The organism is Rhodobacter ferrooxidans (assembly GCF_000176015.1).
In the GTDB taxonomy this organism is placed as follows: domain Bacteria; phylum Pseudomonadota; class Alphaproteobacteria; order Rhodobacterales; family Rhodobacteraceae; genus Pseudorhodobacter_B; species Pseudorhodobacter_B ferrooxidans.
In genome coordinates this window covers 1-21,389 of the sequence record NZ_ACYY01000007.1, presented here as the reverse complement: position 1 = coordinate 21,389, position 21,389 = coordinate 1, and the positions used below count along the sequence as shown (strand labels likewise).

Annotated in this window: 21 protein-coding genes; 1 reads left to right on the top strand and 20 read right to left on the bottom strand. The window is 65.4% G+C overall.

Annotation, left to right across the window (positions count from 1 at the left end; translation table 11 throughout):
- Positions 1-21: 21 nt before the first annotated feature.
- The 11 genes from RSW2DRAFT_RS06805 to RSW2DRAFT_RS06755 form a co-directional block, all read right to left on the bottom strand.
- Positions 22-945 carry an aromatic ring-hydroxylating oxygenase subunit alpha gene (locus tag RSW2DRAFT_RS06805; protein WP_008029362.1) on the bottom strand — a complete coding sequence of 308 codons (924 nt, stop codon included), beginning with the start codon at positions 943-945 and terminating at the stop codon, positions 22-24.
- A gap of 72 nt (positions 946-1,017) precedes the next feature.
- Positions 1,018-1,992 carry a quinone oxidoreductase family protein gene (locus RSW2DRAFT_RS06800; RefSeq protein WP_008029359.1) on the bottom strand — a complete coding sequence of 325 codons (975 nt, stop codon included), beginning with the start codon at positions 1,990-1,992 and terminating at the stop codon, positions 1,018-1,020.
- Positions 1,993-1,997: 5 nt separating this feature from the next.
- Positions 1,998-2,408, bottom strand: a complete 411-nt coding sequence (locus RSW2DRAFT_RS06795; RefSeq protein ID WP_008029357.1) for a carboxymuconolactone decarboxylase family protein — start codon at positions 2,406-2,408, stop codon at positions 1,998-2,000.
- Positions 2,409-2,421: 13 nt separating this feature from the next.
- Positions 2,422-3,270 (bottom strand): branched-chain amino acid aminotransferase, encoded by an 849-nt coding sequence (locus RSW2DRAFT_RS06790; RefSeq protein WP_008029355.1) that lies wholly within the window; start codon positions 3,268-3,270, stop codon positions 2,422-2,424.
- 28 nt (positions 3,271-3,298) lie between these two features.
- On the bottom strand, positions 3,299-4,795 hold the full coding sequence (locus RSW2DRAFT_RS06785) for a sugar ABC transporter ATP-binding protein (RefSeq protein WP_008029354.1): 1,497 nt from the start codon (positions 4,793-4,795) through the stop codon (positions 3,299-3,301).
- Positions 4,795-5,823, bottom strand: a complete 1,029-nt coding sequence (locus RSW2DRAFT_RS06780) for an SMP-30/gluconolactonase/LRE family protein (protein ID WP_008029352.1) — start codon at positions 5,821-5,823, stop codon at positions 4,795-4,797. The genes RSW2DRAFT_RS06785 and RSW2DRAFT_RS06780 overlap by 1 nt, the downstream gene beginning before the upstream one ends.
- On the bottom strand, positions 5,820-7,943 hold the full coding sequence (locus RSW2DRAFT_RS06775) for an ABC transporter permease (protein ID WP_008029349.1): 2,124 nt from the start codon (positions 7,941-7,943) through the stop codon (positions 5,820-5,822). The genes RSW2DRAFT_RS06780 and RSW2DRAFT_RS06775 overlap by 4 nt, the downstream gene beginning before the upstream one ends.
- A gap of 78 nt (positions 7,944-8,021) precedes the next feature.
- Complete coding sequence (locus RSW2DRAFT_RS06770; protein WP_008029347.1) at positions 8,022-9,035, bottom strand: sugar ABC transporter substrate-binding protein; 1,014 nt, start codon at positions 9,033-9,035, stop codon at positions 8,022-8,024.
- A gap of 27 nt (positions 9,036-9,062) precedes the next feature.
- Entirely contained in the window at positions 9,063-10,049 is a 987-nt protein-coding gene (locus RSW2DRAFT_RS06765; RefSeq protein WP_008029345.1) for an ABC transporter permease, read from the bottom strand.
- 128 nt (positions 10,050-10,177) lie between these two features.
- On the bottom strand, positions 10,178-11,107 hold the full coding sequence (locus tag RSW2DRAFT_RS06760) for a LysR family transcriptional regulator (protein ID WP_008029343.1): 930 nt from the start codon (positions 11,105-11,107) through the stop codon (positions 10,178-10,180).
- Between the two features lie 78 nt (positions 11,108-11,185).
- Positions 11,186-11,629 (bottom strand): DUF2383 domain-containing protein, encoded by a 444-nt coding sequence (locus RSW2DRAFT_RS06755; protein ID WP_008029341.1) that lies wholly within the window; start codon positions 11,627-11,629, stop codon positions 11,186-11,188.
- A gap of 227 nt (positions 11,630-11,856) precedes the next feature.
- Between RSW2DRAFT_RS06755 and RSW2DRAFT_RS06750 the strand changes: the two genes are divergently transcribed.
- Positions 11,857-12,369 carry a DUF4405 domain-containing protein gene (locus RSW2DRAFT_RS06750; RefSeq protein ID WP_008029339.1) on the top strand — a complete coding sequence of 171 codons (513 nt, stop codon included), beginning with the start codon at positions 11,857-11,859 and terminating at the stop codon, positions 12,367-12,369.
- A gap of 28 nt (positions 12,370-12,397) precedes the next feature.
- On the opposite strand, the gene RSW2DRAFT_RS06745 is transcribed toward RSW2DRAFT_RS06750, so the two are convergent.
- From RSW2DRAFT_RS06745 to RSW2DRAFT_RS06705, 9 genes are all read right to left on the bottom strand, one after another.
- Positions 12,398-13,870, bottom strand: coding sequence for a mannitol dehydrogenase family protein (locus tag RSW2DRAFT_RS06745; RefSeq protein ID WP_008029337.1), 1,473 nt, complete (start codon positions 13,868-13,870; stop codon positions 12,398-12,400).
- A gap of 13 nt (positions 13,871-13,883) precedes the next feature.
- The gene (locus tag RSW2DRAFT_RS06740; protein ID WP_008029335.1) at positions 13,884-14,666 is read right to left on the bottom strand and encodes an SDR family NAD(P)-dependent oxidoreductase; all 783 of its coding nucleotides are present in this window, start codon (positions 14,664-14,666) and stop codon (positions 13,884-13,886) included.
- A complete protein-coding gene (locus tag RSW2DRAFT_RS06735; RefSeq protein WP_008029334.1) occupies positions 14,666-15,436 on the bottom strand; it encodes an L-iditol 2-dehydrogenase in 771 nt (256 codons plus the stop codon). The genes RSW2DRAFT_RS06740 and RSW2DRAFT_RS06735 overlap by 1 nt, the downstream gene beginning before the upstream one ends.
- On the bottom strand, positions 15,437-16,435 hold the full coding sequence (locus RSW2DRAFT_RS06730; protein WP_008029333.1) for an ABC transporter ATP-binding protein: 999 nt from the start codon (positions 16,433-16,435) through the stop codon (positions 15,437-15,439).
- A 7-nt stretch (positions 16,436-16,442) separates the two neighbouring features.
- A complete protein-coding gene (locus RSW2DRAFT_RS06725; protein WP_008029331.1) occupies positions 16,443-17,273 on the bottom strand; it encodes a carbohydrate ABC transporter permease in 831 nt (276 codons plus the stop codon).
- A 1-nt stretch (position 17,274) separates the two neighbouring features.
- Entirely contained in the window at positions 17,275-18,147 is an 873-nt protein-coding gene (locus RSW2DRAFT_RS06720; protein WP_008029329.1) for a carbohydrate ABC transporter permease, read from the bottom strand.
- A 70-nt stretch (positions 18,148-18,217) separates the two neighbouring features.
- Positions 18,218-19,525, bottom strand: coding sequence for an ABC transporter substrate-binding protein (locus RSW2DRAFT_RS06715; RefSeq protein WP_008029327.1), 1,308 nt, complete (start codon positions 19,523-19,525; stop codon positions 18,218-18,220).
- 102 nt (positions 19,526-19,627) lie between these two features.
- On the bottom strand, positions 19,628-20,593 hold the full coding sequence (locus tag RSW2DRAFT_RS06710) for a sugar-binding transcriptional regulator (RefSeq protein WP_008029325.1): 966 nt from the start codon (positions 20,591-20,593) through the stop codon (positions 19,628-19,630).
- Complete coding sequence (locus RSW2DRAFT_RS06705) at positions 20,590-21,258, bottom strand: HAD family hydrolase (protein WP_008029323.1); 669 nt, start codon at positions 21,256-21,258, stop codon at positions 20,590-20,592. Before RSW2DRAFT_RS06705 ends, RSW2DRAFT_RS06710 begins: the two co-directional genes overlap by 4 nt.
- Between the last annotated feature and the right edge of the window lie 131 nt (positions 21,259-21,389).

The window sequence follows — 21,389 nt, the reverse complement described above, 5'->3', positions numbered from 1 at the left end:
GCCCCCCGGCCTTGGCCGCCATCATGCCGGTAGCCGACTGGCCAGATAGCGGCCAAAGGCGCCATCGGGCAGGCCTGGGTCGCGGGCGTCGTCCTGCACCGCTTGCAGCAGCGTCATGACCTGTGCCAGCAGGGCCTGGGCGTCGGGGTCGTCGTGGTGGCCGGGGGCGAGGGCGGCGCCAAAATGCAACCGCACGGCATCGGCGCCATCGGGTGTCAGGCACAGATACCACAGGCACTTCGGGGTCAGGGTGATCAGCAGGCCGGGATAGATCGCCAGCAGCCAGGTCAGGTGACGCCGGTCGCCCGGCAGCGGCGTGCCTGCGGGTTGGGCGGCAGCAAGGTGCACCACATCGGTTTCCAGCACCGACTGACTACCCGCAGCGCCGGGCAGCGGCGCGCCGTTCTGGATGAAACTGCCGGCCAGCGCCTTCCAGTCGATCGGCCAGCGGAAATCTTCGCACAGGACCTCGGCATAACCCGTCATGTCGCAAGGTGCGATCCAGCGGGCCACCTCGGCCAGCGCCTCGGTGGGCCGGGCTGCCCCGGGGTTCAGCGTCAGCAGCAGCCAGCCCTGCCAGACCAGCAGCCGCAGCGGGTGCAGCGTGGTCTGCGCCTGGCACAGCCCCTGCCCCAGCAGGCTGGACGCGCCACGCAGATGGCCATCCAGTCGATAGCTCCACGCATGATAGGGGCAGGTGATCGCCGCCACCTTGCCACGGCCTTGCAGCAACGGCAGCTTGCGGTGCAGGCACAGGTTCAGCATCGCCCGCAACTGGCCGTCGGCATCGCGCAAGACCACCACCGGCTGATCGGCCACCTGAAGCGTCAGATAGCACCCCGGATCGGGCAGGCTTTCAACGCGACCGGCGCACAGCCAGTCGCGGCCGAAAATCTGCCGTGTCTCGGCTGCAAGACCTGCGGCAGCGGCAGTTGGATCGGGCATGGCGGCCTCTTGCGTCATTGCCGACAACATGGCGCTGTGTGGCGGCCATGCAAAGCGCCGATTGCCGCAGGCTCAGGCCAGCAAAACGCTGGACCCCGTGGTGCGCCGCGCCTCCAGATCGGCATGGGCGGCGGCGGCTTCCTGCAAGGGTCGGCAGTGCGGCGCCTGGGTTTGCAGGCTGCCGCTGGCCAGCCGGGCGAACAGATCAGCGCTGCGCGACATGAGTTCGGCGCGGCTGGCGATGAAATCGAACAGCACCGGCCTTGTGGCGGACAGCGAGCCGCCCTTGGCCAGATCGGCCAGCGCAAAGCCCTGAATCATCCCCGAGGCCTGACCGAAACTGACAAACATCCCGCGCCGGCGCAGGCATTGCAGCGACCCCGCCCAGGTGTCCTGCCCCACCGAGTCGTAAACCGCGGCCACCCCCTGCCCGGCGGTCAGATCGCGCACCGCCGCCACGAAATCGTCGCTACGATAGTTGATGACATGGGCATAGCCGTGCTGGCGGGCCAGTGCCACCTTCTCGGCCGAACCGGCGGTGCCGATGGCGGTGGCGCCCAGCGCCTTCAGCCATTGCCCCAAGAGCAACCCCACACCACCCGCCGCCGCATGCACCAGCACGGTATCGCCCGGCTGCACGGCATAGCAGGCATTGACCAGGTATTGCGCCGTCAGCCCCTTCAGCAGTGCCCCGGCGATCTGCACATCGGAAATGCCATCCGGCAGCGCCAGCAACCGCTCGGCCGGCACCACACGGCGCTGGCGGTAGGCACCATTTGACAGCACATAGGCCACCCGGTCGCCGGGGACAAAATCGGTCACGGCGGGGCCGACCGCCTCGACCACGCCTGCCGCCTCGGCCCCCGGGATCATCGTGGGCGTGGCCCAGGGGTAAAGCCCCGAGCGGTGATAGACATCGAGGAAATTCACCCCGATGGCGGTCTGGCGCAGCAACACCTCGCCGGGGCCGGGCGCGGGGGTGGCCAGGTCTTGCCATTGCATGACCTCGGGGCCGCCGGGGGCATAGGCGATCAGGGCCTTGTCCATTGGGGTCAGCCTTCGATCAGGAACACGGGGTCCACCGGCACCTGCAACGCCGTCACCAGATGGTTGGTCTGCGCCGCAAGTCCGATGATCGCCAGCAGTTCGGCATGTTGCGCCTCGGTCATGCCCTTGGCGCGGGCGGCGGCGGTGTGGGAATGGATGCAGTAGCTGCAGCCATTGGCGGTGGAAACCGCGATATAGATCATCTCCTGAAACGCCGGGCCGAGGGTGCTGTCGGCGGCCATCACCGCCTTCAGGCTGGTCCAGGTGCTTTGCAGCAAGGCCGGTTGATTGGCCAGCGCGCGCCAGAAATTGTTGACGAAATCCGATTTTCGGGTGGCGCGGATGTCGTCGAACACCGCCTTCACTTGCGGAATGGCCTCGGCCTCGGCGTCGGTCAGCAGTTTCACGGTTGCCATGATGTCCTCTCTTTCAGGCTTTCGCCCAATCCCAGTAAAGTTTGCGTGCCTGTTGCGCGATCGGCCCGAACGCCAGTTTCCGGTCGTCGAACCCGATCACCGGCACCACCTTCGAGACGTTGCCGGTGGAAAAGATCTCGTCGGCCTCGCGGAAATCCTGCACGGTCAGGGTGGTTTCATGCACCGTCACCCCGGCCCGGCGCAAAAGCCAGATCACCCGCTGCCGGGTGATGCCGTCCAGAAAGGTGCCGTTGGGCTGCGGGGTGAACACTTCGCCGCCCCGCGCCATGAACACGTTGGCGGTGGCAAGTTCGGCCACATTGCCGTTGGCATCGCAGGTCAGCGCGTTCTGGTAGCCGCGCGATTGCGCCTCGCGCACCATGCGGGCGTTGTTGGCGTAAAGGCAGGCGGCCTTGGCGTTGACCGGCATCACCTCCATGGTGGGGCGGCGAAAGCGGGTGGTGGTGATGGTAAAACCGGTCGGCGCCACCATCGGCATTTCTTCAAGGCACAGCGCGAAATCGGTGGACTCGGGCTTGGGCGGCAGGATGCCGGTGTCGGAAAGCTCGGCCCAATACATCGGCCGGATATAGACATCGGTGCCGGGGGCGAATTTCTTCAGCCCTTCGAAGGCCAGCGCCTGAATTTCCGGCCCGGTCAGCGTCGGAATCAGCCCCAGCGCCACGGCGGAATCGTTCACCCGGGCGCAGTGGCGGTCCAGATCGGGCGCCACCCCCTCGAACAGCCGCGCGCCGTCGAACACCAGCGAGCCCAGCCAGGTGGCGTGCGAGGCCGCCCCCAGGATGCGCACATCCCCCTGATGCCAGTCGCCCTTGTAATAGGTCCAGGTCGTGCGGGTCATTTCCTTGCTCCGTTCCTTGGGCGCCGCATCAATGCACCGCCGCATACATGATCTTTTCCTCGGTCGCCTCGGTGGGCGACAACTCCTCGACGATCCGGCCCTGACGGCACACCAGGATGCGGTCCGACAGGTTCAGAACCTCGGGCAGGTAGCTGGAGATCACCACCACCGCCAACCCCGCATCGGCCAAGCCGTTGATGATCTGGTGAATTTCGGCAATCGCCGCCACATCGACACCGCGGGTCGGCTCGTCAAAGATCACCACGCGCGGCGCCTGCACCAGGCCCTTGCCGATCACCACCTTCTGCTGGTTGCCCCCCGAAAGCTCGACCACGCGGGCGTCGGCGTTCAGCACCCGGATGTTCAGCCGCGCGGTCCAGTCGGCGGCCAGCGCCTTGATGTCGGCCAGCCGCACCACCCGCGCCTTGGCCTTGCCCGAGGCCAGCAAGCCGCCGAACAGGTTTTCGCCCACGCTCATCGTCTCGAAGATGCCTTCGGACTTGCGGTCCTCGGTGACATAGATGATGCCGTCGCGCACCGCCGGATAGGGCGTGACATAGCGCACCGGACGATCGTCCAGCGTGATGGTGCCGCCGCGCAGGAAGTCGCGCTTGGCGATGCCGGCCACGATCTTGAAGGTCTCGGTGCGACCCGAGCCGATCAGGCCGAACACGCCGGTGATCTGGCCCTCGAACACCGAAAACGAGGTATTGCGCACCATGGCGCCCATGGAAATATCCTGCACCGACAATACCTTGCGCCCCGGTTTGCGCAGGGCGGCATCGTCGCGCGCCTTGTAGATCGAGGCCGAAAGGCTGCGCCCGACCATGGCGGCGATGATGCTTTCGCGGCTGAAACTGCTGGTTTCCCCGGTGATGACCAATTCGCCATCGCGCAGGATGGTGATGCGGTCGGAAATCGCCAAAGCCTCCTCCAGCGCGTGGCTGATGAAGATGATCGACACGCCGCGCGCCTTCAGCCGGCGCAGCAGCGCGAAGAAATGCCGCTTTTCCTCGGGCGTCAAAGTGGCGGTGGGTTCATCGAAAATGATCACCTCGGCATTGTGATGCACGGCGCGGGCGATCTCGACCATCTGGCGCTTGGCGGCCCCCAGGGTTTCCACCATCGCCGTCGGATCGACCCCGAAATTCAGCGATTGCAGGAATTGCTGGGCGGAAATGGTGATGCCGCGCAGCCGGTTCAGGAAGCTTTCCGACCCCAGATACAGGTTCTGCGCCACCGTCATCGACGGCACCAGCGAGGTTTCCTGAAACACCATGGCAATGCCCGCCGCGAGGGCCGCATTGGGGGTGGCGAAACTGGTTTCCACCCCGTGATGGAACATCCGGCCCGAGGATGCCTGCACCACCCCGGCCATGATCTTGGTCAGCGTGGATTTGCCCGCGCCATTTTCCCCCAGCAGCGCATGAATCTCGCCGGGCATCAGGGTGAAATCCACACCGCTGACCGCAGGCACGCCACGGTAGGCCTTCGAGATCGCCTCCAGTTTCAGGATCGGTTGCATCAGCGCGCCTCCGCAGTGTGGCCCGCCGACAGCACGCAGTCGCCGCCCTTGGCCGCGATGTGCAGCTGGCCCTGATGCTCCAGCACCGAGGTGACGCCGTGGCGCGTGCCATTGGCGCGGCTGTGCAGGCTGAACAGCGGTGTCATGTCGGCCCCCAGCCGCACCACGAGGCCATAGGACCGGGTCGGTGACCAGGCCTTGTGCACCCCCAGCATGCGGATGCCGCCGCATTGCAGGGGTTCAAGGAAGCTGCGGCCCGAGGCCAGCGCCGGGGCGATCCAGAACGCGGGCGGCACCTCGGCCATCATCGCCAGCCGGTAATGGGTTTCCTGCAACACGAACTCGATCAGCCGGTTGCGCGGCGCAAACAGCGCCAGCCAGGCCCCACCTCCCGCTGCCGAGGCCAGCCGCGCGGGATAGCCGGGCAGGCTTTCCAGCATCGGCTGCGGTTTGCCCTGCCCCAGCCGCAGCAACCGGTGCCGCCACGCCTCGGAGACAATCACCCCCGCCGCATCGGGCAGCAGCCCGTAGGGCCAGGCCAGCCCTCCCGCCACCTTCTGCCAGCCGCCATCCTGCACCCAGACCGAGCCGGAGGCGTTCTTCATCATCAGATCCGCCGCCCATTGGCCGGGCGGCAGGCTGGCCGAGCCATTGGCCAGCCACAGCCGCCCGTCGGGGCCATAGGCCAGCGCTGTGATGCAGCGCACATCGGCGGGCAGGGCAACCGCCGCCCCTCCAACCGACAGGCTGCCATCCGCCAGCCCCACCGCCAGATCGCCTGTGGGCGAGACGGCAAGGGCCGTGACATCGGCCCCAAACCGCTGCACCACGTCGCCGCCCGGGTCCATCAGGTTCGCCCCGGAACTGGCCACCACCCGGCCCTGCCAGAACACCAGATTGTCGGGCGCGGGCATTTGCGCGAACACCGGCGCATCGTCCAGCGCGGTGTTGGGGCGGAAGGCCCCATCCAGCGGCGGGATGGTAACGGCCTTGCCGCGGAAGATATCCAGAATGGGGTCGAAGATCATGGCTTTGCCCCCCAATAGGCGCGCATCCCGGTCCAGTCGGGGTCGGCACCTTCGATTGCAAACCGGCCGATGCGGTTGTTGAAGATGCCGCCGATGAACAACTGCCCCTTGTGCTCGCGCATCGAGGTGACCATGGCATGCGACGCGCCCCCCAGATCGCCCATGGTCTGGATGATGCGGCCCTGTTCATCAAACTTCACCACGCCGCCGGTGTTGATGTTGGGAAACAGCCATTCATCCTGCGGCAGCCTGCGCGCCATCCGCTTGCGCATCGCTGGATGCCGCAAGGAAAGGTCGAAGCTGGGCGTGCGCATCCCCAGCCAGGCCATCCAGTATGTGCCATCCGAGGCGCGGTTGATGTTGTCAGGATAGCCCGGCATGTCGCGGATCACACATTCCGCCGTGCCCGCCTTTGGCCCTTCCAGCCAGTAGCGGTGAATCCGGCAGGCCCAGCTTTCGGCAAAGAACAACGACTTGTTGTCATGCGCCATGCAGACGCCATTGGTATAGCGATAGCCGTCCAGCAGCGTCTTGGTGGAGCCATCCTTGGGATCAAAGACCAGCAGCCGCCCGGTGGCGCGGTTCTCGATGCTGTCCAGCGTCCAGTCGTGGGCGTCGTAGCGCTTGGTGCTGTCGGTGAAATAGATCTTGCCGTCGGGGGCGATGTCGAGGTCGTTGGGGTCGCGCAGCCTTGCGTCATCGACGATCGAGGTCAGCGACCGCGCGGTTTCCGCCGAGAGCTTGGTCACCTGCCGGTCGGGCGAGATGGAATAGAGCCCCATGGCACCGACGCAGGAGATCAGGTTGCCGCTCGCGTCGAAGGCCAGACCCAGGGGAAAGCCGCCGACATGGGCGAACACTTCGGACCGCGTGTAGTCGGGGGCAAAGAACCGCACGATCTCGCCATGCCTTGTGCCGCAATACAGATGGTCGTCGGCATCCAGGATCACATCCTCTGGCCCTTCCAGCGCCCCCAGCCCGATGGCATCGGCCACCGACAGCCGGTTGTTCAGCGCATAGGGCGTGCCCGATCCGGGTTCGGCCGATTGCGTCGGCCCCATCGCCAGATAGACCGGCGCCACATAAACCTCGTTCAGCACCTTGTGGCGGTTTTTCAGCCAGCGGATGTCGATGGTGACGGCCACCGCCAGCAGCAGGCCCAGCACCATCTGGTTGGTGCCGGTGCCATAGCCCAGCCGGATCAACCCGTTGGTCATCACCAGCACGATGATGGCGCCCATCAGCCCCTTGGCCACCGAGCCGCGCCCGCCGCCAAGCGAGTTGCCGCCCACCACCGCCGCCGTAAGTGCCGCAATTTCAAGGCCTTGGCCAGTGCCGGGGCCAGCGCCCGACAGCCGCGTGGCGATCAGGAAACCGGCGGTGGCCGCCGTCAGGCCCGAGAAGACATAGGTCAGGAACACGGTGCGCCGCACCTTGATGCCGGCGTTGTAGGCCGAGCGGCGCGAGCCGCCCACCGCCAGCACATGCCAGCCGGGGCGCGAGCGGGTCAGCGCGATGTGGGTGACGATGGCCAGCCCGAAGGCCGCCCAGACCGGCACCGAAATTCCCAAGGCCGTGCCATCCCCGATGAAATCCCAGATGGGCGAGGTGGCGGACGACATCTGCACCCGGGATGCAAAAGCCACCACCAGAATGTCATAGATCGCCCGGCCGATGATGAAGGTCACCAGCGTGGTCAGAAACGCCCGCAGCCGCAGATAGCCGATCAGATAGCCGTTGATCGCGCCAAACGCCGCACCAACCGCCAGCGAGGCGGCAAAGGCCACCCAGACCGGCAGCTCGAAGATGAAAAAGCACGACACCGCGGCAAAGGCGGACAGCGCAAAGATCGACCCCACCGCAAGGTCGATGCCGCCGCCCAGCATCACCACCGTCAGGCCGATAACGACCAGCGAGAACTCGCCCAACTGGCGGGTGCTTTCCTGCAAGGACAACGGCTTGAAGAAGCCGGGGATCAGCGTGCCGAAGGTCGCCACCGTCACCACCAGCGCCAGGAACGGAATGGCGTTGTCGGTCCAGCGCTTGGTCAGGATCTCGCCGATCAGATGATCGGGCACAAGGTTGTAGCGCCAGGCTTGCAGCCGCTCTCGCAGGGTCATCAGCTATGCTCGGTCAGGAAGGGGGGCGGCGCGCGGGGTTTTCAAACCCCGCGCGCCGCCCGGTCGGGAAAGGCCGGCTCAGTTGCCCGCGGCGGCTTGCATGGCTTTCAGATCCCAGCAGCTGTCGGGGGCAAGGTCGGCCTTGGTCGTGGCCTTCAACAGCGTGTAGATATAAGGCGAGGCGGTGCCGGCCGGCTGACCGCTTTGCAGCAGATACTTGATCATCGCCACCATGTCGCCCGACTCGCGCGCAAGGTCGGTCATCACCACGGCACCGTAAGTGCCATCCTCCAGCGTGGCGCAATCGGCGGTCTTTTCGCCGCCGCCGGTGGTGACCAGGAACACCTTGTCGGAAAGCCCGGCGTCGCGGATCGCCGCCGAAGTGCCCGCAGCGGTGGCATCCCAGAAGTCGATGATGCCACAGATGTCGGGGTTCTGTTGCAGCATGGTGGCGGTGACGTTGCGGGCGGTGGTGGCATCCCAGTTGCTGTCGGGCTTGGCGACAACGCTGAATTCGGGATGCTCGGCCAGCACCTTCATGATGCCCTCATACTGGTAAAGCGAGGTGGCGTTGACCTGGTCGCCCTGCACCAGCCCGATCTTGCCCGACGAGCCTTCGCCACAGCCCTTGATGACCGCCTCGGCCTCCAGCTGCCCCAGCTTGTTCCAGTCGGAGCCGACATAGGCATCGGCGGGGAAGTTGGCGGGGTTGTCGATCAGGATCACATAAATCCCGGCCTCCTGCGCCTTTTTCAGGATCTTGGCGAAAGAGTTCAGGTCGGGCGACATCACCACCAGCACATCGGGGTGCGGGTCGGACGAGATCGCCTCGGTCAGCGCCTGGGCACCCGCTTCGGTCGACCAGTTCGGGTCGCGGGTCTCGAAGCTGCCGCCAAAGGCCTCGACCTCGCGTTTCAGGATGGCCGACCAGCCCTGCGCCAGGTCGAACCCCATCGCCAGCGGCACCAGGACCACCTTCTTGCCAGTCAGGGCGGCGGAATAGGCGGCCGGGCCCGGGTCTTCGGCCATCGCCGGGGTCATCAGCGCCGCCGCCAATGCAATCGCGGAAACCATGGTCTTGAGAAGCTTCATTGTCGTCCCTTTCCCTGTTGAGGTTGGTCAGATGTCGCCCTGTTGGGCGGTTTGTTCATCGCGCGGGTTGATCACGCCGTCGAAGATAATGGCGGCCAGCAGGATGGTCGATTTGATCAGGTTCTGATACAGCAGCGGAATGTCGATGATGGTCATGGCGTTCAGCAGGATGCCGATCAGCGCAGCACCATAAAGCACGTTGCGCACCCCGCCCTTGCCGCCGGAAAGGCCGATGCCACCGATCACCGCCACCAGCACGATGTCGTAAAGCAGGGTCGAGTTCACCATGCGGGTGTTGATGGTCTGCAGGCTGGCCGCCGTCAGCAGCCCCGCCACCAATGCCGCCAGCGCCGAGATCACATAGCGCAGCATCAGCATCGGCCGCACCGGGATGCCGATGTTGCGCGCAGCCTGCGGGTTGTCTCCGGCGTAATAGACAAAGCGGCCCCAGCGGCTGAAGCGCAGGAACAGGAAGGCCAGAAACGCCAGGCCTGCGAAAAGGAACACCTCTGGCGGCACCGAGGCCAGCCGCAGCCGCCCCAGGGTTTCCACCCAATGACCGCGCGGCACCGGCACCGCGTCCTGCGAGATCAGTTGCGAGCGCACGAAGCCGAACACGAACGACCCGCTGGCCAGCGTCACGAAAATCGCCGGCACCTCGGCATAGGCCACCAGAAAGCCGTTGACCAAACCGACGCCGATCACCGCGGCCAGCACCAGTGCGAAAGCCGTGCCATCGGCCACGCCATTGCCCAGCATCTGCAGATACCAGGCCACTGACATCGCCATCACCGCCACCATCGACAGGTCGATGCCGCGGCCGATCACCACCACCGCCATGCCCAGCGCCAATATCCCCAGCACCGAGACCGAGCGCAGGATTGCCACCAGATTGCCGGTGGTCAGAAACCCCGGCAGCGCCAGCGCGGCCATCACGAACAGACCGATGGCAATCGCCAGCACGATCCGCTCTTGATTCAGGCTTTTCCAGCCAAAGCTGCGCAGAATGGCCATGCTGTCCCCGACAAATCCGCATCCGCCGGTTGGCCCGGCGCACTGCGGTTTTCCGACCCTAGTGCGGCTTCAAACCATACGTCCAATGAATTGTTTTATCGCCAACCCATGCGGATCGCGCATCGGTCTCAGGCGATCAGCCGCGGGTTGAGCGCCAGCGCCGCCGTCTCGCCCTGCCGCATGTGCGCCGCCAGATCGGCCACAAAACGGCGACCATACAGCGGCAGCGGCGCGCGGCTGTTCCACATCGCGCCGATCTCGAACTCGATCGGCGTGCCGCGCAGGGCGATGGGGCGGCTGACCAGCGCCCGCCCCTGCACCTGCGCCGACGAGGGCACCACCGCCACCCCGTTGCCCCCCGCCGCCATCGCAAACAACGTGGCCGGCGCGCTGCTTTCCAGCACCACCTGCGGCACCGCCCCCAGCAACCGGCAGGCCGCATCGAACACCTCGCGCGAGGCGTGGCGGCGGTTCAGCGTCAGGATCGGCAGCGCCATCAGATCGGCAATCTCGACCGCGCGGGGGCTGGCAGGCAGATGCGCCGCCGTCGCCACCGCCAGAAACCCCAGCTTGCCCAGCCGCAGCGATTCAAACAGCGCGATCGGCGAGGCCGGCATGGCGCTGACGGTCAGATGCACCTCGCCCGCCCGCAGCTTTTCGGCCAACTCGGGTCCGCCGCCATCCTCGATGCGGATGTCGATATCCGGGTTCTGCGCCCGCCACGCGGGCAGAAACTCTGGCAGAAACCGCTCGATCAATTGCGAACAGAAGCCGATCTTCAAAAGCCCGGTCTGGCTGTTGGCAATGTCGTCGGCAAAGGTGCGCAGAGTGCGGTCTGCGATCAGCACGGCGTTGATGCGCGAAAACAGCGCCTGCCCGGCATTGGTCAGCCGCACGTTGCGCCCCGATTTCTCGAACAGCGCCACGCCCAGCGATTCCTCCAGCGCCTTGATCTGCCGCGACAGCGCCGATTGCGTCAGGTTCAGCCGCTGCGCCGCCAGCGTGATGTTCATCGCCTCGGCGGCGGCGACAAAGCCGGTATAGGCCCGCAAATCCATGATGCCCCCTGAAGCAAGACCGATGCCGGTCGGGCAAACCATAGGCCGGCCAATGACGCTGTCAATCGCGCCAGCGGCTCAGGCCAGATCGCGGGTGTTGTCCAGCAGCGCCAGCAACTCGCCCTGCATCGTCAGCACGCGCGCCTGTTCGCTGGCAGGCAATCCGGCCGATACCGCCTTGGCAAAGGCGTGCAGCACCGACTGTTCGCCGCTGCGCACATGCTTCATTTCGTGCTGGTCGATGGCGCCGAACACCGAGGCCAGCGTCACCACCGCCTTGTCCAGCTTGCCCATGTAAGAGCCGCTCATGTCGGGCACGCCGCCCAGCCGTTTCACCATCTCGGCCAGACTGGTGGAATGGCTGGCATGCAAGGCGCGGAACCTCTCGGCAATCGGGCGAAACTGCGGTTCGGCCTTTTCGACCATCGTCGCATAGCCTTCCAGCGCATCAAGGCTCTGGGTCAGCACTTCCGCCACCGCGTCGATGGCCGCCGTGGTTTCGCGATGTTCAAGGCTGGGCATGGCAGGCTCCTTTCAATGGGCCTTTCCCGGGCGCGGGGCGCCACAAACCGCCGGTGTCACGGCACTGACGGTGCACGACGTGATGCACATTCTAGCAGAGACCGAAGAAGGCACGCAAATCACCTTCGGGCGACTGGTCGGGCGAATTCTTCTGCGCTGCGGCGACGGAAGTTGCGGCGCGCAGCGTTCAATACCCGAAATGCAACAAGATACCTGAGGATACCAAAATGACCGTTTCGCTGCGTGCCTGGGCCACCCCGCTTGTCATCGGGGCCTTTCTGCTGATGGGGGTGACCGGGGTGTTGATGTTCTTTCATCTTAACACCGGTCTGGCCAAAGAGCTGCACGAATGGGCGGGTCTGCTGTTCGTGGCCGGCGGGCTGGCGCATCTGTGGCTGAACTGGCGCGCCTTCACCACCTACCTCAAGCGGCCGCTGGCCTCCGGGATCATGGGGCTGGGGGCGCTGGCGCTGGGGGTGTCGTTCCTGTCGCTGGGTGGTGGCGGGCCGGGCGAAGCGATTGCCGGGGTGATGCAGTCGGTCGGCAACGCGCCGGTGTCAGTGCTGGCGCAGCTTTCGGGCAAAAGCGCCGATGACGTGGTGGCCACACTGTCCGGGCTTGGCCTGACCGGCGCCAATGCTGACAGCACGGTCAGCGCCCTGACCGGGGGCGACCGCGAAGGCCAGATGGCAGCACTTGGCGCGGTGTTCGCCAGCCCGGCCACCAGCCAGTCCGAATGACAGACCCAGAGTCGGGCTTGGGAAACCCCTAGGCCCGGCGCTCCAGATAAGCCGCCATCGCCGCACGGCTGCCATGCTGCCAGACGGCCGTCAGGGCACGATCAAAGGCCACCACCAGCTTGGGGTTGCTGACCAGATCGCCGTAAACCTCGGGCATCGCCAGCCATTCGGCGGGGTGCGCCTTCGCGGCGCGGGCGCGATCCTGCAAGCGGTCCCAGTTGGGGTCATTGGGTTCGATCACCGCCCCGCTTTCGCTTTCGCCAAAGCAATAGCGGCACCACAGCGCCGAGGCCAGCACCAGCCCCGCCACATCCCGCCCCGCCGCCAGCCCGTCGCGGATCGAGGGCACGATGAACTTCGGCTGCCGGTTCGAGCCGTCAAGGCACAGCCTGCGCACGGTATCGGCCACCTCGGGATTGGAAAACCGTTGGATGATCAGGGCCTTGTAGTCGCTAAGGTCCACCCCCGGCACCGGTGGCACGATCGGCAGCACCTCGCGCGTCAGCACCGCATCGACAAAGGCAAGGATTTGCGCATCGGCCATCGCCTCGTGCACATGCTCGATATCGGCCAGCCCGCCGGGATAGGCGATGATCGCATGGCCGCCGTTCAGGATGCGGATCTTCATGGTCTCGAAAGCGTCCACATGGGGCGTGAAAGTCACCCCCACCTGTTCCAGCGGCGGGCGACCGGCAGGGAAATGATCCTCCATCACCCATTGCCGGAACGGCTCGCAGGTCACCGGGGCGGCATCGTCCAGCCCCATATCCGCCGCCATCGCCCGTTCGCGCGGGCCGGTGGCCGGGGTGATGCGGTCCACCATCGAGTTCGGAAACGCCACGCTGGCGGCGATCCAGGCCGCCAGTTCGGGGTTGGACAGGCGGCAAAGCCCCACCACGGCGTCGCGGGTGACATGGCCGTTGTGCGGAACGTTGTCGCAGCACATCACGGTGAAAGGCGGGATGCCCTTGGCCCGCCGTGCCGCCAGTGCCGAGATGATGGCACCAAAGGCTGTATCGGGGCGTTCGGGGTTGGCCGCGTCACGGCGAATGTCGGGGTGTTCCGGGCTGAAGGTGCCGGTGGTCGGGTCGATGTAATAGCCGCCCTCGGTGACGGTCAGCGAAACGATGCGGATTGCCGGGTCGGCCATCGCCGCGATCAGCGCCGCATTGCCCGGCTGAACCTGCACGAAACCGGTCATCGCCCCCACCACCCGCGCCTTGTGCGCGCCGGGGGCCAGTTCGATCACCGACGACAGATAGTCCTGCGCCGCCAGGGCGCCGCGCATCTGCCCATCCGCCGCACGCACCCCGGCGCCAAGGATCGCCCAGTCGTGCCCCAGCCCCTTGGCGAACAGGTCATCCAGATACACCGCCATATGGGCGCGGTGAAAGTTGCCGCAGCCGATATGCACGATGCCGGGGCGCAGGGCTGTGCGGTCGTATCCGGGGCGGGCCACATCGGCGGGTAGCTGGCTCAGGGTGGCGTTGGAAAGTTTCATGGTTTCAAGCCCTTCACAGCGTGCGCAGCATGCCGCCGTCCACATGGTAGGTTGACCCGACCGAATAGGACGCCCGGTCCGAGCACAGGAACACGAAGAAATCGGCCAGTTCTTCCACGGTGCCGAACCGCTTGATCGGCGCGTGCTCGTCGGCCACCGATTGCAGATAGCCCTCCCAGTTGCCGTCCGCAGCCAGTTGCTTGGCGGTCTTCACCCAGTCGGGGGTCAGGATCAGGCCGGGGTTCACCGCATTGACCCGGATGTTCATCACAATGAACTCCGCCGCCATGTTCTTCGACAGCATCAGCAGCGCCGCCTTGGTGACGTTGTAGATCGGCTCGTACCACAAGGGCTGCACGGCGCAGATCGAGGCGTTGTTCAGGATCGCCCCACCGCCGCGCGCCGCCATCACCGGCGCCAGCCCGCGCGCCAGCCGCACCGCTGCCATCACATGCAGATCCCAGTAGTGCTGCCATTTGTCGTCGGGCGCGTCCTGAATGGTCTCGTTAGAGCCGGTTCCGGCGTTGTTCACCAGAATGTCGGCGCCGCCAAAGCCCTGCACCGCCTCCAGCAGGGCATCGCAGCCCGCAGCGGTGGACACATCGCAGCCCACCCCCAGCGTTTTTACCCCGTATTCGGCGGCAATCGCCAAGGCCACCTCGCGCACCCGATCCTCACCCCGCGCCGCCAGTACCAGATGCGCGCCCTCGCGGGCAAAGGCTTTCGCCACGCCCAGCCCGATGCCCACCGAGCCGCCGGTGATCACGGCGGTCTTTCCTGTCAATCCAAGGTCCATCAGCTCATCCAGTTCCCGCCATCGACGTTGTAGGTTTGCGCCACGATGTAGTCGGCGTCGGCGCTGGCCAGAAACACCGCCATTCCGGTCAGATCCTGCGCCGTGGCCATCCGGCCAATGGGCACCGCCAGCCCGACCTGACGCTTTTTCTCGCCCTTCGGCAGGCCCTCGGCCTTGGCGAACAGCGCATCCACCCCGTCCCAATGCGCGCCGTCCACCACGCCCGGGGCAATCGCGTTGACGTTGATGCCGTGCTTGATCAGATCGAGGCCCGCACTTTGCGTCAGGCTGATGATGGCGGCCTTGGTGGCGCAATAGACCGCCACCAGCGCCTCGCCCCGCCTGCCCGCCTGTGACGCCATGTTGATGATCTTTCCGCCTTTTCCCTGCGCGATCATCGCCTTGGCGGCGGCTTGCAGGGTGAACAGCGTGCCTGCGACGTTGATGGCGAACAGCCGGTCGTAACTGGCGCGGGTGATCTCGACAATCGGGGCGAGGTCAAACAGGGCCGCATTGTTGATCAGGATATCCAGACCGCCCTGCCGCGCCACCACGGCGGCGATGCAGGCGTCGATGCTGGCCTGATCGGTGACGTCCAGATGCAGCGCATAGGCCGCGGGGCCGATCTCTGCCGCCGTGGCCTCTGCCGCCGCCAGATTGATGTCGGCAATCGCCACAGTCGCACCTTCGGCCACATAGGCCTGCGCAAACGCCTTCCCAATACCCCGTGCCGAGCCGGTGATCAGCGCCGATTTTCCCTGCAACCTCATTCAGAGTGCCTTTCCGTCTGGTCCGAACCGATGAATCCTGTCGGCCTGTAGCGTCAGCCAGACCGTATCGCCATGCCGCGCCGCCACCTCGCCACCCGCCCGCACCGTCACAACCCCGACCTCGGGCACATGGACATGCAGGAAGGTGTCCGATCCAAGGTGTTCCGACACCCCGACCTTGCCCTGCCAATCGCCATTTTGCGCCGAAAGATCAATGTGTTCAGGCCGGATGCCAATGGTCGGCGCACCATGGGCTTCCGCCTCGGCGCCGGTGACGAAATTCATCTTCGGGCTGCCGATGAACCCCGCCACGAACAGGTTGGCCGGGCGGTTATACAGCGTCAGCGGGCTGCCGACCTGCTCGATCCTTCCTGCATTCAGCACCACGATCTTGTCGGCCATGGTCATCGCCTCGACCTGATCATGCGTCACATAGACCATGGTGGTCTTCAGCGTCTGGTGCAGTTCCGAGATTTCCAGCCGCATGTTGACCCGCAAGGCGGCGTCAAGGTTCGACAGCGGCTCGTCGAACAGAAAGGCTTTCGGTTCGCGCACGATGGCACGGCCGATGGCGACGCGCTGGCGCTGGCCGCCGGAAAGTTGCCCCGGCTTGCGGTCAAGGTAGGCGGTCAGGTTCAACACCTTCGCCGCCGCCTCGACCTTCTTCGCCGCAGCCTCCGGCGACAGCCCGGCCATCTTCAGCGGAAAGGCGATGTTCTTGCGCACCGTCATATGCGGGTAAAGCGCGTAAGACTGGAACACCATCGCCAGACCGCGCTTGGCCGGTGGCGTGTCGGTGGCGTCCAGCCCGTCGATCGAAATCACCCCGTCCGAAGTATCCTCCAGCCCGGCGATCAGCCGCAGCAGGGTGGATTTGCCACAGCCAGACGGCCCGACGAACACCACGAACTCGCCGTTCTCGATATCCAGGTCCAGCGGCGGAATCACCTCGGCATCGCCAAAGCGTTTCACCACATTGCGCAGGGTTATCTTGCCCATTTCGCCCTCATTTCACCGCGCCAAAGGTCAGGCCGCGCACAAGTTGTTTCTGGCTGAACCAGCCAAGGATCAGGATCGGCGCAATCGCCATGGTCGAAGCCGCCGACAGCTTGGCGTAGAACAACCCCTCGGGGCTGGAGTAGCTGGCGATGAACTGCGTCAGCGGAGCGGCATCCGACGTGGTCAGTTGCAGCGTCCAGAACGCCTCGTTCCACGCGAGAATCACGTTCAACAATACCGTCGAGGCAATCCCCGGCACCGCCATGGGCGTCAGCACATGAAGGATCTCCGAGCGCAGCGAGGCCCCGTCCATCCGTGCCGCCTCCAGAATTTCGCCCGGAATTTCCTTGAAATAGGTGTAAAGCATCCAGACCACGATCGGCAGGTTGATCAGCGTCAGCACCGCCACCAGCCCCGACCGCGTGTCCAGCAGGCCGAAATCGCGGAACATCAGATACATCGGGATCAGCACCCCGACCGAGGGCATCATCTTGGTCGAAAGCATCCACATCAGCAGGTCCTTGGTCCGCCTGCCCGGCACGAAGGCCATCGCCCAGGCCGCCGGAATGGCGATCACCAGTGCAGCCAGGGTCGAGCCGAACGAGATCACCACCGAATTCCAGAAATGCAGCGCATAGTTGGAACGGTGCTGCACCTCGCCGTAACTCTCGAAGGTCCAGGGTGAGGCCAGCATGGCGAACGGCCCCTTGATGGCGTCGCCTTCGGAATGAAAGCTCATCAGCACCGTCCACAGGATCGGAAAGAAGATCAGGAAACCGATGCTCCATGCGGCGACGGTGGTCAGGGCCTTGCGGGTCTGGGTGGTTTTGCGTGCCATGTCATGCGTCCAGGTTCTTGCCGATCATCCGCATCACGAAAAAGGCGACGATATTGGCCAGGATCACCGCAATGATCCCCCCCGCCGAGCCGCCGCCGACATCGTAATTCAGCAGCGATTGCGCATAGACCAGATAGCTGATGTTGGTGGACGCCGTGCCGGGACCACCATTGGTGGTCACCAGAATCTCGGCAAACACCGACAGCAGGAAAATCGTCTGGATCAGGATCACCACCGTCACCGCGCGGGTCAGATGCGGCACCGTCAGATAGACGAAGCGGTTGAACACCGAAGCGCCATCCATCTCCGCCGCTTCCTGCTGCTCGCGGTCAAGCGATTGCAGCGCCGTCAGCAGGATCAGCGTCGAAAACGGCAGCCATTGCCAGGCCACGATGACGATGATCGAAGCCAGCGGCGCATGGGCCAGAAAGTCGTAGGGTTGCAGCCCCATGGCCTTGGCCATGTGGGCGAACATGCCGTTCACCGGGTTCATGAACATGTTCTTCCAGACCAGCGCCGAGACGGTGGGCATCACGAAGAACGGGGCGATCACCAGCACCCGCACCACGCCCTGCCCCCAGATCGGCTGATCCAGCAACAGCGCGAGACCAATACCGCCGAACACCGTGATCACCAGCACCCCCAGCACCAGCGTCAGGGTGTTGGTCAGCGCCTGAAAGAACGCCGGATTGGTCAGGAAATAATAGTAGTTGTCAAACCCGGCAAAGCCGCCCTGCGTGGGGTTCAAAAGGTTGTAGCGCAGGAAGCTGAAATAGAGGGTCATCGCCAAAGGCACGATCATCCAGCCCAGCAGCAAGATCACCGCAGGCGAGACCATCGCGCGTGCCGCCGTGCGTGAGGCTTTGGTGGCCATGTTCAACCCCTTGCGATGAAAGGAAAATGCGGGGCCGGTCTGGGAGAAACCGGCCCCGCAGGTGGCCTGGTTACTTGATGTAACCGGCCTTGGTCATTTCCGTCACCGTCAGCGCCTGGGCGGCCGCCAGCGCCTCGTCAGCGGTCATCGTGCCGGCAAGGGCTGCACTCAGTTGCTGGCCCACCGCCGTGCCAAGCCCCTGGAACTCGGGGATCGCCACGAACTGCACGCCGACGTAAGGAACCGGGTCAACCGTCGGATGCGTCGGGTCGGCCGAGTTGATGCTGTCCAGCGTCATCTTGGCAAAGGGCACCGTCTGGTATTCCGGGTTGGCATACAGCGAGGCACGGGTGCCCGGCGGCACGTTGGCCCAGCCTTCCTTGGCGGCAACCAGCGCCAGATATTCCTTCGAGGTCGCCCAGGCCACGAAAGTCTTGGCCGCGGCTTCCTTCTGGGTGCCCGCCGGAATGGCCAGCGACCAAGCCCACAGCCAGTTGCCGCGCTTGCCCAGACCGTTGTCGGGGGCCAGCGCAAAGCCGACATGCTCGGCCACCGTGCTGTCCTTGCCGGTCACGAAGGACGCCGCCACCGTGGCGTCGATCCACATGCCGCATTTGCCCGACTGGAACAGCGCCAGGTTCTCGTTGAAGCCGTTGTTGGATGCCCCCGGCGGGCCGTAGTTGGTCATCAGGTCCAGATAGAACGCGAGGGTGTCCTTCCACGGCTGCTGGTCGAATTGCGGCGTCCAGGCCTCGTCGAACCACTTGGCGCCGAACGAGTTCGACATGGCGGTGAGGAAGGCCATGTTCTCGCCCCAGCCGGCCTTGCCGCGCAGGCAGATGCCGTAAATCTCGTTGTCCTTGTCGGTCATTGCCGCCGCGGCGGCCTTGATGTCGGCCCAGGTCGGGGCTTCGGGCATGGTAAGCCCGGCCTTTTCCATCAGGTCGGTGCGATACATCACCATCGACGACTCGCCGTAGAACGGGGCGGCATACAGGTTGCCATCCACCGTCAGGCCACCGGCAATCGCGGGCAGCAGGTCGGCGGCATCCCATTCGGCGGGCAGGTCGTTCAGCGACAAAAGCCACCCCTGCTTGCCCCAGATCGGCACTTCATAGGTGCCGATGGTCAGCACGTCGAACTGGCCGCCCTTGGTGGCGATATCGGTGGTCACCTTCTGGCGCAGGACGTTTTCTTCCAGCGTCACCCATTCGACGGTGATATCGGGATGCTTGGCGTTGAAATCCTCCATCAAGCCTTGCATGCGGATCATGTCGCCGTTGTTCACGGTGGCGACGGTGATCGTTTCGGCAGAAACAGCGCAACCAAGCGCCGTGACTGCGCAGGCGCCCAAAAGCGCCCGAACCGTGATCGTCATCAGTATCCTCCCTTGGTACACGTGAGCATTGCATCGTGTAGTGAGCAAATATTCACTCAAGTTCAGAATCTGTCAACGGCCTTGTCGGGGCGCGGCAGGGCCTTAGCGGATCGAGGCGGCCAGTAGCTTGCGCGCGGTCAGCTCGTCGGTGACCAAGCCGTTGAAAATCCGGCCCTTCAGCCCCGCCACCAGCGCGGTCAGCTTGGCCGGGCCACCGGCGATGGCGATGGCCAGACGCCCCTCCTCGGCCACCACCCGCACGCCCGCCACCCGGTGGTTGATGCTGGTCTCCATGTAGCGGCCCGCCGAATCATAGACCCAGCCCGCCACCTCGCCCGCCGCCCCTTCGGCCTGCATCCCGGCCAGTTCGGCGGCGGTGATGAAGCCGTCCTTCAGCAAGGGCGCGTCGTCCGACATCTGGCCGACGCCGACAAAGGTCACATCCGCGCCCTGCGCCAGTTGCAGCACCGACCGGATCGGCTTGAGCTGATGGAACAGGTCACGTTCCTCGGGCGACTGGGCGATCACCGGCATCGGCATCGGGTAATGCGGCGCGCGCACCCGGTCGGCAATGCGCATGATCACGTCGTAATACGACGCGGAACCGTCGGGCGAGATGTTGCCGTTCAGCGACACGATCCGGTGCTGCTCGCATTGCATCCGGGTCAGTTCTTCCACCGTGGCGCGCAGGGTGCGGCCAGTGCCCAGCGCAATCACCAGGGGGTCGGGCGAGCGCAGCACCCGCTCGATCTCCGCCGCCGCCGTGGGCGCGATGCTGGGCAGCGGGTCGATATCGGCACCCAGCCCCGGCGCCACCCGGCACAGCCGCAAGCCAAAGCGCCGGGTCATCGCCGCTTCCAGATCAAGGCACCCCGAGATGCGGTGTTCCAGCCGCACATGGATCAGCCGTTCCGCCATCGCCCGGCCCACCAGCCGCTGCGCCCGCTGCCGCGACACCCCCAGTTCGCGGGCGATCTGGTCCTGCGTCAGCCCGCCGACATAGTAAAGCCAACCGGCGCGGGCGGCGTCGTCCAAGGGGGTGGCGTCGATATCGGGTTTGTCGGTCATGGCGGCTCCGCTGCGGTCAGGCCATCGAAAAATTCTGCGAAATCATTGAATTGCCGGTGCGGGGTGGCATCGGGGGGCGGGCGGATATCCAGCCCGCGCAGGTGGCTGCCGCCGGTAAACCGCCAGACCTCCATCCCTGCCGCCAGCCCGGCCCGCACGCCGTTGATGCTGTCCTCGATCACTAGACAGCGCGCGGGGTCCACCCCAAGCGTGGCGGCCACATGCAGGAACAGATCGGGCGCGGGCTTGCCATTGGCGACCATGCTGGCGGTGAACAGCCGCGGCCCCAGCAGATGCCCCAGCCCCGCGATCTGCAACGACTGCCGCGCCCGCACCGGGCTGGAGGAGGTGGCCACGCAATAGGGCAACCGCAGCCGCGCCAGCACCTCGGCCACGCCCGGCATGATCTTCAGATCGGCGGCAAAGGCGTCCAGCAACCGTTGGCGATAGCGGTCCTCAAAGGCGGGCGGCAGGTCCAGCCCGAATTCGCGGCGGATCTGCGCCATCACCACCGGATAGCTGCGCCCCAGAAAATGCCGCGCCACATAGTCGAGGTCGATCTTCACCCCCAGCCCGGCCAGTTCCGCCACCAGCATGCGGGCGCTGATGATCTCGCTGTCGATCAGCACGCCGTCACAGTCGAAGATCACAAGCGCGGGCGGCAATGGCGGCTCCTTCGCGCAGCAGTCTGGCACCGGGCGAGGCTGCGAGCAAGCCGCAGCGCAGGCCGAAAAGTTTTCCAAAACTTTTCGCAAAATCCTTCGAAGGATTTTGTCTTCCCCGGCCACGCAGGCCT

Coding starts and splice junctions, on each gene's coding strand:
- RSW2DRAFT_RS06805 (WP_008029362.1), bottom strand. CDS start 945: ATGCCCGATCCAACTGCCGCTGCCGCAGGTCTTGCAGCCGAGACACGG.
- RSW2DRAFT_RS06800 (WP_008029359.1), bottom strand. CDS start 1,992: ATGGACAAGGCCCTGATCGCCTATGCCCCCGGCGGCCCCGAGGTCATG.
- RSW2DRAFT_RS06795 (WP_008029357.1), bottom strand. CDS start 2,408: ATGGCAACCGTGAAACTGCTGACCGACGCCGAGGCCGAGGCCATTCCG.
- RSW2DRAFT_RS06790 (WP_008029355.1), bottom strand. CDS start 3,270: ATGACCCGCACGACCTGGACCTATTACAAGGGCGACTGGCATCAGGGG.
- RSW2DRAFT_RS06785 (WP_008029354.1), bottom strand. CDS start 4,795: ATGCAACCGATCCTGAAACTGGAGGCGATCTCGAAGGCCTACCGTGGC.
- RSW2DRAFT_RS06780 (WP_008029352.1), bottom strand. CDS start 5,823: ATGATCTTCGACCCCATTCTGGATATCTTCCGCGGCAAGGCCGTTACC.
- RSW2DRAFT_RS06775 (WP_008029349.1), bottom strand. CDS start 7,943: ATGACCCTGCGAGAGCGGCTGCAAGCCTGGCGCTACAACCTTGTGCCC.
- RSW2DRAFT_RS06770 (WP_008029347.1), bottom strand. CDS start 9,035: ATGAAGCTTCTCAAGACCATGGTTTCCGCGATTGCATTGGCGGCGGCG.
- RSW2DRAFT_RS06765 (WP_008029345.1), bottom strand. CDS start 10,049: ATGGCCATTCTGCGCAGCTTTGGCTGGAAAAGCCTGAATCAAGAGCGG.
- RSW2DRAFT_RS06760 (WP_008029343.1), bottom strand. CDS start 11,107: ATGGATTTGCGGGCCTATACCGGCTTTGTCGCCGCCGCCGAGGCGATG.
- RSW2DRAFT_RS06755 (WP_008029341.1), bottom strand. CDS start 11,629: ATGCCCAGCCTTGAACATCGCGAAACCACGGCGGCCATCGACGCGGTG.
- RSW2DRAFT_RS06750 (WP_008029339.1), top strand. CDS start 11,857: ATGACCGTTTCGCTGCGTGCCTGGGCCACCCCGCTTGTCATCGGGGCC.
- RSW2DRAFT_RS06745 (WP_008029337.1), bottom strand. CDS start 13,870: ATGAAACTTTCCAACGCCACCCTGAGCCAGCTACCCGCCGATGTGGCC.
- RSW2DRAFT_RS06740 (WP_008029335.1), bottom strand. CDS start 14,666: ATGGACCTTGGATTGACAGGAAAGACCGCCGTGATCACCGGCGGCTCG.
- RSW2DRAFT_RS06735 (WP_008029334.1), bottom strand. CDS start 15,436: ATGAGGTTGCAGGGAAAATCGGCGCTGATCACCGGCTCGGCACGGGGT.
- RSW2DRAFT_RS06730 (WP_008029333.1), bottom strand. CDS start 16,435: ATGGGCAAGATAACCCTGCGCAATGTGGTGAAACGCTTTGGCGATGCC.
- RSW2DRAFT_RS06725 (WP_008029331.1), bottom strand. CDS start 17,273: ATGGCACGCAAAACCACCCAGACCCGCAAGGCCCTGACCACCGTCGCC.
- RSW2DRAFT_RS06720 (WP_008029329.1), bottom strand. CDS start 18,147: ATGGCCACCAAAGCCTCACGCACGGCGGCACGCGCGATGGTCTCGCCT.
- RSW2DRAFT_RS06715 (WP_008029327.1), bottom strand. CDS start 19,525: ATGACGATCACGGTTCGGGCGCTTTTGGGCGCCTGCGCAGTCACGGCG.
- RSW2DRAFT_RS06710 (WP_008029325.1), bottom strand. CDS start 20,593: ATGACCGACAAACCCGATATCGACGCCACCCCCTTGGACGACGCCGCC.